The organism is Paramesorhizobium endophyticum, assembly GCF_014640615.1.
GTDB classification, from domain to species: domain Bacteria; phylum Pseudomonadota; class Alphaproteobacteria; order Rhizobiales; family Rhizobiaceae; genus Paramesorhizobium; species Paramesorhizobium endophyticum.
In genome coordinates, this window is record NZ_BMHH01000005.1 from 1 (window position 1) to 13,080 (window position 13,080).

8 protein-coding genes are annotated in these 13,080 nt (G+C 61.9%); 1 reads left to right on the top strand and 7 read right to left on the bottom strand.

The window, feature by feature from the left end; all coding sequences use genetic code 11:
- Nucleotides 1-207 precede the first annotated feature (207 nt).
- From IEX53_RS07610 to IEX53_RS07640, 7 genes are all read right to left on the bottom strand, one after another.
- On the bottom strand, nt 208-777 hold the full coding sequence (locus tag IEX53_RS07610) for a NifU family protein (RefSeq protein ID WP_188823051.1): 570 nt from the start codon (nt 775-777) through the stop codon (nt 208-210).
- 105 nt (nt 778-882) lie between these two features.
- Nucleotides 883-1,374 (bottom strand): universal stress protein, encoded by a 492-nt coding sequence (locus tag IEX53_RS07615; protein WP_188823053.1) that lies wholly within the window; start codon nt 1,372-1,374, stop codon nt 883-885.
- 89 nt (nt 1,375-1,463) lie between these two features.
- Nucleotides 1,464-2,534: a tryptophan--tRNA ligase gene (trpS, locus tag IEX53_RS07620; protein ID WP_188823055.1), complete on the bottom strand. Its 1,071-nt coding sequence runs from the start codon at nt 2,532-2,534 to the stop codon at nt 1,464-1,466.
- Between the two features lie 71 nt (nt 2,535-2,605).
- Nucleotides 2,606-4,180 carry a murein biosynthesis integral membrane protein MurJ gene (gene murJ, locus IEX53_RS07625; protein ID WP_188823057.1) on the bottom strand — a complete coding sequence of 525 codons (1,575 nt, stop codon included), beginning with the start codon at nt 4,178-4,180 and terminating at the stop codon, nt 2,606-2,608.
- Between the two features lie 233 nt (nt 4,181-4,413).
- Nucleotides 4,414-7,209 (bottom strand): [protein-PII] uridylyltransferase, encoded by a 2,796-nt coding sequence (locus IEX53_RS07630; RefSeq protein WP_188823058.1) that lies wholly within the window; start codon nt 7,207-7,209, stop codon nt 4,414-4,416.
- A 99-nt stretch (nt 7,210-7,308) separates the two neighbouring features.
- Nucleotides 7,309-7,824, bottom strand: a complete 516-nt coding sequence (locus IEX53_RS07635; protein WP_236016087.1) for a hypothetical protein — start codon at nt 7,822-7,824, stop codon at nt 7,309-7,311.
- A 67-nt stretch (nt 7,825-7,891) separates the two neighbouring features.
- Nucleotides 7,892-10,183, bottom strand: a complete 2,292-nt coding sequence (locus IEX53_RS07640) for an NADP-dependent malic enzyme (RefSeq protein ID WP_188823061.1) — start codon at nt 10,181-10,183, stop codon at nt 7,892-7,894.
- Between the two features lie 200 nt (nt 10,184-10,383).
- On the opposite strand from IEX53_RS07640, the gene mutS reads away from it, so the two are divergent.
- Complete coding sequence (gene mutS, locus IEX53_RS07645) at nt 10,384-13,038, top strand: DNA mismatch repair protein MutS (RefSeq protein ID WP_188823489.1); 2,655 nt, start codon at nt 10,384-10,386, stop codon at nt 13,036-13,038.
- Nucleotides 13,039-13,080 lie beyond the last annotated feature (42 nt).

A 13,080-nucleotide genomic window follows, 5' to 3' on the forward strand; every position in this document is an offset into this window, starting at 1 on the left:
ATGGCTGCGCTGCCCATCGGCACAAAATCAGCCGCCGCGTAGAATTGAGATTCTTCACGGTCGACGATGTACCGTGGCCTACTCTGCCAGGACGGTAATCGCTTATCTTTTTCTTATGGCAGATCCTCGGGACAAGCCCGAGGATGACGGCTGGACCAGGCGTCATTTCTGTCAGCGCTTCAGTTGAGTTCGACAGACACCAGCGGTTCAAACCGCCTCGACGTGCTGCACTTCCGGAACGAAATGGCGCAGAAGGTTCTGGATGCCGTGCTTCAGCGTCGCCGTCGAGGACGGACAGCCGGAGCAGGCGCCCTTCATGTTGAGATAGACGGTGCCGGTATCCTTCTCGAAGCCGCGGAAGGTGATGTCGCCGCCGTCCTGCGCCACGGCGGGGCGGACGCGGGTTTCGAGCAATTCCTTGATCGTATCGACGATCTCGATATCAGCCTCGTCGAAGAACTCGCCTTCGCCATGGTCGGAGGCATTGTCCTGAACTGCCATGACCGGCGAGCCGGCCATCAGATGCTCCATGATCGTGCCGAGGATTGCGGGCTTCAGATGCTGCCAGTCCGGGCCGTCCTTGGTGATGGTGATGAAATCATAGCCGAAAAAGACGCCCGTCACGCCGGGAATGGCGAAGAGCTTCGCAGCAAGCGGCGAAGTGCTGCTTGCCGCGTCCGCATCGCGGAAATCGGCCGTGCCTTCCGGCATGACCACCTTGCCGGGCAGGAACTTCAAGGTCGCCGGATTGGGCGTGGTCTCGGTCTGGATGAACACTGGCTTTCTCCCGCGGCTCGTTCCTGAAACAGGGCTAAAATAAGGCCATCCCTTAAGCCCGGCAATGCTTCGGACAATGAAGTTTGCGTGAGGTATATAGGCGCGTCACGCCACCGCATCAATGTCTTCGTCGGTCAAGTTGTGCGGCACCACGGTGACGGGGATGGGAAAAGCCGCGCCGCGCCCGGCAATCGACTGCACCAGCGGCCCTGGCCCTTCATTGCCGGCGCCAGCGGCGAGCACGAGGATGGCGATATCCTGGTCGTCCTCGATAAGCGTGTGGATTTCCTCGGCGGTCTGCCCTTCGCGCAGGACGAGCTCCGGTTCGAGCCCCTGCTCCTCGCGCACTTTCGCGGCGAATTTGTTGAGCGCGCCATGCGCCCGCTCTTCCGCCTCGGCGCGCATGATCTCGCCCACGCCCAGGAAATGCTGGAAATCCGCCGAATCGATCACGAACAGGAAGACGAGCGAACCGCCGGTATTCTTGGCGCGGCGCGCGGCATAAGCCACCGCACGCTCGCACTCCGGCGTTTCGTCGATGACGGCAAGAAATTTGCGGCGGTGTCCGGCTTCCCGGCTGAGACGTTTTGAAACCATGGCGTCAATGTGTCATCGCGCGGCGAAACCTGCAAGGAGGCATATTTCATACGCATGTTCTTGTCCGAAAAGTCTGCAACTTTTCGGGATCATGCGTCTTGCAGGAAGCCGATGATGTCGCGCACGTGGCGCATGGTTTCTTCCGCCTGAGCGCCCGCCCGTTCGCCGCCATCTTTCAGCACCGAATCCACATAGGACTGATCGGCGGAGATGCGGCGCATTTCGGATGTGATCGGCGAGAGCTTGGCGACGGCAAGATCGGCAAGCGCCGGCTTGAAATCGGAGAACTGCCTGCCGCCGAAATCGCGGATGACGGCTTCCTTGTCCGTGCCCAAAAGTGCGGCGAAGATGCCGACGAGATTGTCCGCCTCCGGACGGCCCGAGAGTCCTTCCACATCTGATGGTAATGCCTCCGGGTCGGTCTTCGCCTTGCGAATCTTCTTGGCGATCGTCTCGGCATCGTCGACGAGATTGATGCGGGAGAGGTCCGAAGGATCGGATTTCGACATTTTCTTGGTCCCGTCGCGCAGCGACATGATGCGCATGGCGGGGCCCGAAATCATCGGCTCGGTCAGCGGGAAGAAGCCGGAAACCGTCTCGTCGCCAACCTGCATCTCGACGCCGATGCCGAGCTTTGCGATCCGGTCCGAATAATCATTGTTGAACTTCTGCGCGACATCGCGGGTCAGTTCCAGATGCTGCTTCTGGTCCTCGCCGACAGGAACATGCGTCGCACGATAAAGCAGAATATCGGCGGCCATCAGGCTTGGATAGGCGAAGAGGCCGAGTGAAGCGTTTTCGCGGTCCTTGCCCGCCTTGTCCTTGAACTGCGTCATGCGGCTCATCCAGCCCATGCGCGCCACGCAGTTGAACACCCAGGCGAGCTCGGCATGCTGGCGCACGCGGCTCTGGTTGAAGACGATGCTCTTCCTGGGATCGATTCCGGAAGCCAGGAATGCCGCCGTCACCTCGCGCGTCGATTGCATCAGTTCCGCCGGATCGGGATTGACCGTCAGGGCGTGCATGTCCACGACACAATAGATGCACTCATGGCTGTCCTGCAAATCGAGCCACCGCTTGATCGCGCCCAGATAATTGCCCAGATGCAGATTTCCCGTGGGCTGGATGCCGGAGAAGACGAGCGGTTTGAACGTATCCATGATGCTTCCGCCTGTGGAGGGAACGATTGTTGCGGCGTTTTGGCAGAGCGGTGCGCCCCGATCAAGCGGAATCACTTTGGTTGCTTGCCCTTGCGCTTCAGGCTTCGCCTGATCATGCCGGCATCTGCTCCGCCAAGCCCGAAGGCAAGGGCGAAATAGACCGCCGCGCCCGCCACCACGAGCACGGCCAGCGTCGCCGCCCGCACGAGGAACGGAACGCCATGGGCGAGCAGATAATCGAAGCGCGTGGTGGCGAAGTAAAGACCGCCCGCCATGACCGCCGCCGCCAAAACCAGGCGCGGAATGCGGGTGAGCAATGGAATGTCCCGTCCCCAATGCCCGCGCCAGACGAGCGTTGAGAAGAGCAGGATGGCGTTGACCCAGCCTGCGACGATTTCGGCAATCGCGATGCCTGGCGCCGAATAGAGCGGGAATAGCGTCAGCGCCAGCGAGACGTTCACAATCACGGATATGCCGGCGAAGATCATCGGCGTGCGCGTGTCCTCGCGGGCGAAGAAGCCGGGGATGAACGCCTTGATAAGGACGAAGGCGGGAAGGCCGAGCCCGTAGATCGCGAGAATCCCGGCGACGACGCTGGTTGCATGAGGCGAAAACTCGCCGCGCTCGTAGAGAAGCCGCACGATCGGCTCGGACATGACGAGCAGTGCAGCCGCTGCGGGCAGCGTCAGGAACAGCGTGAACTCGACCGAGCGGTTCTGTAAATTCGCCGCTTCCTTCAAATTCCCCCCACGCAAGGCGCGCGCGAGTTCGGGTAGGAGAACGGTCGCCACGGCAATACCCACCACGCCGAGCGGAAGCTGATAGACGCGGTCGGCATAGACGAGCGAGGAAACCGCCCCATCCTGTCCTGAGGCGATGTTTGTGTTGATCAGGAGGTTGATCTGGGTGATGCCGCCGGTAATCGCCGCGGGCAGCGCCAGAATGAGCAGACGCTTGACGTTGGGCGTGAAGCGCGGACGGCGGAAGCCGATCTTCATGCCGGCATTCCTCACAGCCATCCAGACGATCGCAAGCTGGACGAGGCCCGCCGCCATGACGCCCCAGGAAAGCTCGATGCCGACCCTCATCGCGTCATGGCCCTCATACCAGGCATGAGCGAGAACGCCGATGAGGATGATATTGAGGAATATGGGCGCAATCGCCGCCGCGAAATAGCGGTGGAGCGAATTCAGCATCCCGCTCATCATCGCCGCCAGCGACATGCAGGCGAGATAGGGGAACATGATGGTCGCGAGCCGGATCGTTCCTTCAAATTTCTGGGGATCGTCGATAAAGCCCGGCGCGATCACATAGCGCACCAGCAGCGGCATGGAGAGTTCCATGACAATGGTGAGGACAACGAGCACCGTGAAGAGGACCCCGAAGACTTCCTCCGAAAAGCGCCTTGCGCCGTCGAGCCCGTTCTTCTCGATCTCCTTGGCAAAGAGCGGCACGAAGGCGGAGTTGAACGCGCCCTCGGCAAAGAGGCGGCGGAAGGTGTTCGGGAAACGGAACGCCGCGTTGAACGCATCTGCTACCGGCCCGGTCCCCAGCGCCGCCGCCATCAGCATTTCGCGCGTGAAGCCGAAGATGCGGCTGGCAAGCGTGCCGGACGCGACGGTGGCGAATTTCTTGACGAGGCTCATGGGTGGGAGCCTTTTCTGCTACGTAATTCACCCCCCTCTGCCCTGCCGGGCATCTCCCCCACAGGGGGGGAGATTACGCCTTTATAAACGTCAGGCACCAATCGCAGACGTAGCAGGATAAGGGCGGAGCGTTGTGTCAGCCGGTCTCCCCCCTTGTGGGGGAGATGGCCGGCAGGGCAGAGGGGGGTGTTCTCATCACCGTAGCGATGCATTTTGATCATACTGCTTTGTCTCTATTCCGCCGCCTGGTGCGCGCGGCTGGTGCTTCTTGCATGCGTTTCTTCCTTGCCGAAAATCGCCAGCAGCTTGCGCCTTATATTGCCCTGCCGCGCAGGGTTGGAAACCTTGTGGCCCACCAGATCGGTGACATAGAAGGTATCGATCACCTTCTCGCCGAAGGTGGTGATGTGCGCCGAGGCGATGTCGAGGGAGAGGCCGGAAATCACGCCCGTCAGTTCGGACAGAAGGCCGGGCCGGTCAAGCCCTTCGACTTCAATAACCGTAAACTTGTTCGAGAGCTTGTTGTCGATCTCCACGCGCGGCTCGACGCGGAAGGCCTTGGCGGCGCGCTTCGGCTTGGTGCGCTTGGCGAGCATGTCGGGCAGATGAGAGCGGCCCGAAAGCACGTCCTCGATCAGCTTGCCGACCCGCTCCGCGCGCCGTTTCTCATCGCCATCAGTCTCGAATTCGCGGTTGATGAGGATGGTGTCGAGCGCGCGCCCGTCGCTGGTGGTGAAGATCTGCGCATCGACGATATTCCCCCCCGCCGCGGCGCAGGCCCCGGCTATGACAGAGAGCAGGCGCGGATGGTCGGGGGAGAGCACGGTGATTTCCGTCACCGCCTCGAAGGCGCGCGGTTCCACCATCGTCGCCAGCTGTCTGCCCGCCGCATCCGCCTCGCGGATGAAATCGGCGTGACGGAGCTGGTCTTCGAGGCTCACCGTCAGGAAATAATTCTGATAGTGCAGGTTGAGGTAATTCTCGCGCTCCTCGTCGGGCCACTGGCCCAGCGCCGTCGCAAGCTCTCCCCGGGCCTGCTCCAGGCGGTTCTTGCGCGAAACTTCCGAAAAGCCACCGGTCAGGAGCAACTCGGTTTCGTAGAAGAGTGTGCGCAGCAACTGGCCTTTCCAGCCGTTCCAGACGCCGGGGCCGACCGCCCTGATATCGCAGACCGTGAGGATCAGCAGCAGTTTCAGCCGCTCGAGCGTCTGCACCGTGGCGGCGAAATCCTCGATGGTCTTTCGGTCGTTCAAATCGCGCGACTGCGCAACCATGCTCATGGTCAGATGCTCCTGCACCAGCCAGGCCACGGTCTCGGTTTCAGCAGGAGAGAGGCCGAAGCGCGGGCAGAGCCTGCGGGCGATGCGGGCGCCTGCGGCGGAATGGTCCTCCGGGCGGCCCTTGGCGATGTCATGCAGCAGCAGCGCGATATAGAGGAGATGGCGGTCCTTCTTCAGCGCCGGCATCAGCGAGTTGGAGAGCGGGTGCTCCTGCTCCAGTTCGCCATGCTCGATGTCCGAGAGAATGGCGATGCAGCGCAATAGATGCTCGTCCACGGTATAGTGATGATACATGTTGAACTGCATCATCGCAACGATCTTGCCGAAGTCGGGGATGAATTTGCCCAGCACACCGGATTCGTTCATGCGCCGCAGGATCAGTTCCGGATTGCGCGGTGAAGTCAGGATTTCGAGGAACAACCGGTTGGCTTCCGGATTCTCACGCAAATCCGCATTGACGAGCTTCAGCGAGCGGGTGATCTGCTGCATCGCCTGCGGGTGGAATTCGAGCCCGTGTCTGTCGGCCAGATGGAACAGCCGGATGATATTGACGGGATCGCGTTCGAACACGCCCTCATCGGCGATATTGATGCGGTGATTGTCTGCGATGAAATCCTTCGTCCCGGCCAGCTTGCGCTTGCGGCGTGAGAAGGTGAGGAAGATGCGGTTGAAGCCGGGGACGTGCTTGGCCTGCTCCTCTTCCAGCGCCGCACAGATGATGCGCGTCAAATCGCCGACATCCTTGGCGACGAGGAAATAGTGCTTCATGAAGCGCTCTACGTCGTGGAGGCCGGGATGTGACGTATAGCCCAAGCGGCTGGCGATCTCGCGCTGAATATCGAAGGAAAGCCGCTCCTCCGCCTTGCCGGTCAAAAAATGCATGTGGCAGCGCACCGCCCAGAGAAAATCCTCCGCTTTCATGAAGAGCTTGTGCTCTTCGCGTGACAGGACTCCCGCCTTCACCAGTTCCTCGCTGGTGCGGACGCGGTAGAAATATTTGGCGATCCAGAACAGGGTGTGCAGGTCGCGCTGGCCGCCCTTGCCTTCCTTGACGTTCGGCTCGACCAGATAGCGCGTCTCGCCGGTCTTGCGGTGGCGAACGTCGCGCTCGGCGAGCTTGGCCTGGATGAATTGCGGCGCCGTGCCCTTGACCACCTCCTCACCGAAACGGCGCTCCATCTCGTCGAACAGCTCGCGGCTGCCGCACAGGAAGCGTGCTTCGAGCACAGCGGTGCGGATGGTCATGTCCTCACGCGAGAGGCGGATGGTTTCGTCGATATTGCGGGTGGCGTGGCCGACCTTCAGGCCAAGGTCCCAGAGCATGTAGAGGACATATTCCACCACCTGCTCGCCCCATGGCGTTTGCTTGTAGGGCAGAAGAAACAGGAGATCGATATCGGAGCCGGGCGCCAGCGCACCGCGCCCATAACCCCCGACTGCGGCAATACACATGCGCTCGGCCTTGGACGGATTGGTGACCGGATAGACGTGCGCGATGGCGAAATCGTAGAGCGTTTCGATGATGACATCCATCAGATGGCAAAGGCGGATGGCGCAACGCCTGCCGCCGCCATCCTTCATCAGCATCGCCTCGGCAGCGGACCGTCCGCTCGCCAGCGTCTCTTTCAGCGCCTGAAGCACCTGCCCGCGCAGGGCCTGCCCGTCCGCCTCCTTTGCGAGCGCATCCAGCCGCCGGCGGAGCTTCTCGCCATTGACGATTTCACCAAGTTTCAGGTCCGACGCGCTCATGAAGGGTTCTACCAATGGGACGGTCGCCCCCTATAGCGCGTTTTGGGGGGAGTGGGTATGGGGATGATCTCAGTTAAGTGGTGATGTCGCTGGCTGTTATTAATTCATATCAGGGTCGTCCTGGCAGCCTGCTCCCGTCATTATACATCTGGAACCTATTCTGGGTTCATGCGGCGGCAATCTAGATATATTCTTGCACATCCACATATAGTTAGCGAAATCACTATCCATTTTGGTGCCGTCGATCATAATAATGCCGCTCCTGATGACCGGTTTGGCGATGCCATTTGAAATCATGAGAGCAATCAACCTAATTGCAATATTCGCATGACGACATGGCGTCATGGACGAGGCGATCTTGGTAACGTCGGCGGAAAGGGATAGCGCCAGTATCCCCTCAAGGAGCGGGCCGTCTTTTTCCCTGATTTGCTCACCTAGATTTTTAAGTCCGTTCTCATCGCCTTTCTCTATCAGTTCAGCAATCTTGTCTTCCAGACGTTGCGCATCGGCTCCATCGTCAAATACCGAAAGACCAGCTATTAGCTGTTCGCGATCCATAGCCATCGCGGGAATGATAAGCATTAGGAAGATGAACAAAGCCCTCAGTATTGTCACCGCAGTCCCCTCCCCTCACCCGATGCTACGTGTCTCCCTCCCCGCAAGAGGAGGGAGACGGCAACCCTCACGTCGTCGCGTTATACGCCGCTATCGCTGCCATATTCACGATGTCCGAATCCTTCGCGCCCAACGAGACGATCTGCACCGGCTTGTCGAGGCCGACGAGGAGCGGGCCGATGACGGTGGAGCCGCCCAGTTCCTGCAGCATCTTGGTAGAGATCGAAGCGGAGTGGAAGGCGGGCATGACGAGGACGTTTGCCGGGCCCGATAGGCGGATGAAAGGATATTGCTCCATCAGCGCCGGGTTCAGCGCCACATCGGCGCTCATCTCACCGTCATACTCGAAATCGACGCGGCGCTTGTCGAGGACCTTCACCGCCTCCTGAATGCGCTCCGAGCGCTCGCCGCCCATATGGCCGAAGGTGGAATAGGCCAGCAGCGCCACGCGCGGCACATAGCCCATGCGCCGCGCCATGCCCGCCGCTTCCTCGGCGATATCGGCAAGCTCCTCGGCGTCAGGCATTTCATGCACCGCCGTATCGGCGACGAACACCGTGCGGCCTCGACAGAGCGCGATGGAGACGCCAATCACCCGGTGGCCCGGCTTGGCGTCGATGACGCGGCGCACATCCTCGATGCCGGTGGCGTAATTGCGGGTGACGCCCGTCACCATGCCGTCGGCATCGCCCAGCGCCACCATGCAGGCGGCGAAATGGTTGCGGTCGTTGTTGATGATGCGGTGGCAGTCGCGGAAGAGATAGCCCTTCCGCTGCAGCCGCTCATAGAGATAATCGGCGTAGACCGTGTTACGGCTGGAAAGCCTTGCATTGATTATCTCGATCCCCGCCTTGACAAGATCGACGCCGGCATTTTGCGCCGTCTCGCGGATGCGGTCCTCGCGGCCCAGAAGGATGGCCGTGCCGAGCCGCTGGTTGGCATAGGAGACGGCGGCGCGCATGACCTGCTCCTCCTCGCCTTCGGCAAAGACAATGCGCTTCGGCTGGCGGCGCACACGGTCGTAAATGCCCTGCAACGTCGAGGCGATGGGGTCGCGGCGGGCGGATAGCTCGCGCGCATAGGCTTCGAGATTGGCGATGGGCTTGCCGGCGACGCCCGTTTCCATCGCCGCCTTGGCCACTGCCACCGGAATGGCGGAGATCAAACGCGGATCGAACGGCACGGGGATGATGTAGTTCGGGCCGAAGCGCGGGCGGTTACCCTGATAGGCGGCGGCGACATCGTCGGGCACGTCCTCACGCGCCAATTCGGCAAGCGCGTTAGCGGCGGCGACCTTCATGTCCTCGTTGATCGTCGTGGCGCGCACGTCGAGCGCACCACGGAAGATATAGGGGAAGCCCAGCACATTGTTGACCTGGTTCGGATAGTCCGAGCGGCCCGTCGCCATGATCGCGTCGGAGCGGATGCGCGCCACTTCTTCCGGCGTGATCTCAGGGTCGGGATTGGCCATGGCGAAGATGATGGGATTGGGCGCCATGGAGCGCACCATGTCCTCCGTCAGCGCGCCCTTGGCGGAGACGCCGAAGAAGACATCCGCGCCGTCCATGGCCTCGGCAAGCGTGCGCTTGGAGGTTTCCACCGCATGGGCGGATTTCCACTGGTTCATCCCCTCCTCGCGGCCCTGATAGACGACGCCCTTGGTGTCGCAGAGGATGACGTTTTCAGGCGCAAAGCCCATCGCCTTGACGAGTTCGATGCAGGCGATTCCGGCAGCGCCCGCGCCGTTGCAGACGAGCTTCGTCGTCTTCATGTCGCGGCCCGTCAGATGCAGCGCATTGATGAGGCCAGCCACCGCGATGATCGCCGTGCCGTGCTGGTCGTCATGGAAGACGGGAATGTCCATCAATTCGCGCAGGCGGCTTTCAATGATGAAGCAGTCCGGGGCCTTGATGTCCTCCAGATTGATGCCGCCGAAGGAGGGGCCCAAATAGCGCACGGCATTGACGAAGGCGTCGATATCGGTGGTGTCGACTTCCAGATCGATGGAATCGACATCGGCGAAGCGCTTGAACAGCACCGCCTTGCCTTCCATGACGGGCTTGGACGCCAGCGCGCCGAGATTGCCGAGGCCGAGGATCGCCGTGCCGTTGGAGATGACCGCGACCAGATTGCCCTTGGCGGTATAGTCATAGGCACGGGCGGGGTCTTCTGCGATCGCCTTCACCGGAACCGCGACGCCGGGTGAATAGGCGAGCGACAGATCGCGCTGCGTCGCCATGGGCTTGGTCGGGTTGATTTCCAGCTTGCCGGGGCGGCCTTGCGCATGAAATTCGAGCGCTTCCTGCTCGGTAACGGAGGGGGCGCTGCGGCTCCCAGCATTGGACGTATCGACGGGCATGTTCCCTCCGGTCTGTTGTTCTGTGGAGAAAAGTTCGATACCGCTAGTCGGAGCATGTGTAAACCGCGCGAGACGTAATAGGTATTCGTCTCGAAACCTCGACCACAATCCGGGAATACACGTTGAACGACCTGCCGCAATTCACCGATGGCGCCGAGACCGGCGCGGACAGCTACGACGCGGGCGTGCGCCTGACGCCGATGATGGAGCAATATATCGAGATCAAGGCGGCGAACGAGGGTTCGCTCCTGTTCTACCGCATGGGCGATTTCTACGAGCTGTTCTTCAACGACGCCGTGGAAGCCTCGCGGGCGCTGGGCATTACGCTCACCCGGCGCGGCAAGCATCTGGGCGAGGATATCCCGATGTGCGGCGTGCCGGTCCATGCCGCCGACGATTATTTGCAGAAGCTGATCGCCAAGGGCTATCGCGTCGCCGTCTGCGAGCAGGTGGAGGATCCTGCGGAGGCGAAGAAGCGCGGCTCGAAATCGGTGGTGCGGCGCGATGTCATCCGCCTCGTCACCCCCGGCACGATCACCGAGGAAAAGCTGCTCGACCCGTCCGAGGCGAATTATTTGATGACGCTGGGGCGCGTCCGGGGCTCGGACGAAGGCAGTATGGCGCTCGCCTGGATCGATATTTCGACCGGCACCTTCCGCGTTTCGGAAACCTCCCCGGATCGGCTGCTCGCCGACATCATGCGCGTCGATCCGCGTGAACTGATCGTCGCGGAACCGGCGTTCCACGATCCGGAACTTCGTTCCGTTTTCGATATCATCGGCCGGGCGGTGACGCCGCAGCCGGCGAGCCTTTTCGACAGCGCCACGGCAGAGGCGCGCATCAAACGCTATTTCGCCGTGGCGGCGCTCGACGGCTTCGGGCAGTTCTCGCGCGGCGAGCTTTCGGCCATATCCGGCGCCATCGCCTATATTGAGAAGACGCAGATATCCGAACGCCCGCCTTTGATGCGGCCGGAGCGCGAGCGGGAGGGCTCCTCGCTCTTCATCGATCCAGCGACACGCGCCAACCTGGAACTGACACGCACCCTTTCCGGCAACCGCGACGGCAGCCTGCTGAAAGCCATCGACCGCACGGTGACGGGCGGCGGAGCGCGGCTTCTCGCCGAGCGGCTGACCGCGCCGCTGACCGATGCCGGCGCCATCGCCCAGCGGCAGGATTCGGTTGCCTTCTTCCTTCATGAGCAACAACTGGCAGACGGCCTGCGAGTGGAACTGAAGGGCGTGCCCGACATGCCGCGCGCGCTGTCGCGCCTTGCCGTGGGACGCGGCGGCCCGCGCGATCTCGACGCCTTGCGGCGCGGACTGGAAGCGGCGCGAGGCATTGGACAACTCTTCGCGGGCCGCACGCTGCCGGAGGAAGTGGCCGAAGCCTGTGAAGCCATCGCCCGCCTGCCATGGGATTATGCTGAACATCTCGACCGTTCGCTTGGCGACGAACTGCCGTTGCTGAAGCGTGATGGCGGGTTCGTGCGGGCCGGATACACTGCCGAACTCGACGAAATGCGGGATTTGCGCGACCAGTCGCGTCGGATCATCGCCGGGCTGCAGGCCCGCTATATGGACGAGACCGGCATCAAGTCGCTGAAGATCAAGCACAATAATGTGCTGGGCTATTTCATCGAGGTGCCCGCCAGCCATCAGGAAACCATGACGGGCAGCGCGGAGGCAAAGGGTCGGTTCATCCATCGCCAGACCATGGCAAGCGCGATGCGCTTCACCACCACGGAACTGGCGGAACTGGAAACGAAAATCGCCAATGCCGCCGACCGCGCGCTCGTCATCGAGCTTGCCGTTTTCGACGAGTTGACCAGCGAAACGGTCACCCATGCCGAGGCGATCCGCGCGGGCGCTGCGGCGCTGGCGGTGCTCGACGTCTCCTCCGCGCTGGCATGTCTTGCCGAGGAGCAGGGCTATTGCCGTCCCATGGTCGATAACAGCCTCGCCTTCAACATCGTCGCCGGGCGGCATCCGGTGGTGGAGCAGGCGCTGCGCCGCCAGGCGGCCAACCCGTTCGTCGCCAATGATTGCGACCTCTCCCCGCAAAGTGGCGCAAAACACGGCGCGATCTGGCTTCTGACCGGCCCCAACATGGGGGGTAAATCGACGTTTCTCCGCCAGAACGCGCTCATCGCTATTCTCGCGCAGATGGGTTCTTTCGTCCCGGCAGGATCAGCGCATATCGGCGTGGTGGACCGGCTTTTCAGCCGCGTCGGCGCATCGGACGACCTGGCGCGCGGCCGCTCGACCTTCATGGTGGAAATGGTCGAAACCGCCGCGATCCTTAATCAAGCGGGCGAGCGGTCTCTCGTCATCCTCGATGAAATCGGACGCGGCACCGCCACCTTCGACGGGCTTTCCATCGCCTGGGCGTCGGTTGAATATCTGCATGAAAAGAACCGCTGCCGCGCGCTGTTCGCCACCCATTTTCACGAGATGACGGCGCTTTCGGAAAAGCTTGCGCGACTGGCCAACGTCACCATGCGCGTCAAGGAATGGGATGGCGACGTGGTGTTTCTGCATGAGGTGGCGAAGGGCGCCGCCGACCGCTCCTATGGCGTGCAGGTGGCCCGCCTCGCCGGACTGCCGGAAGCGGTGGTCGAGAGAGCGCGCGACGTGTTGCACCAGCTCGAAGCGGGCGAGACCTCAGGCAAGGCGGAGAAGCTGATCGACGACCTGCCGCTGTTCTCGGTCGAGGTGAAGCGCGAGCCGCCGAAACCGCAGAAAAGCAATGACGCGTTGAGCGAGGCCGTACTGGCGCTCAATCCGGATGAGATGACGCCGCGCGAGGCGATGGATGCGCTGTATAGGCTGAAGGGGTTGGCGGCGAAGAACTAGCCCGGTCCCTTCCCCTTGCGGGGAGGGTGGCCCGAAGGGTCG

Coding starts and splice junctions, on each gene's coding strand:
- mutS (WP_188823489.1), top strand. CDS start 10,384: ATGATGGAGCAATATATCGAGATCAAGGCGGCGAACGAGGGTTCGCTC.
- IEX53_RS07615 (WP_188823053.1), bottom strand. CDS start 1,374: ATGGTTTCAAAACGTCTCAGCCGGGAAGCCGGACACCGCCGCAAATTT.
- trpS (WP_188823055.1), bottom strand. CDS start 2,534: ATGGATACGTTCAAACCGCTCGTCTTCTCCGGCATCCAGCCCACGGGA.
- murJ (WP_188823057.1), bottom strand. CDS start 4,180: ATGAGCCTCGTCAAGAAATTCGCCACCGTCGCGTCCGGCACGCTTGCC.
- IEX53_RS07630 (WP_188823058.1), bottom strand. CDS start 7,209: ATGAGCGCGTCGGACCTGAAACTTGGTGAAATCGTCAATGGCGAGAAG.
- IEX53_RS07640 (WP_188823061.1), bottom strand. CDS start 10,183: ATGCCCGTCGATACGTCCAATGCTGGGAGCCGCAGCGCCCCCTCCGTT.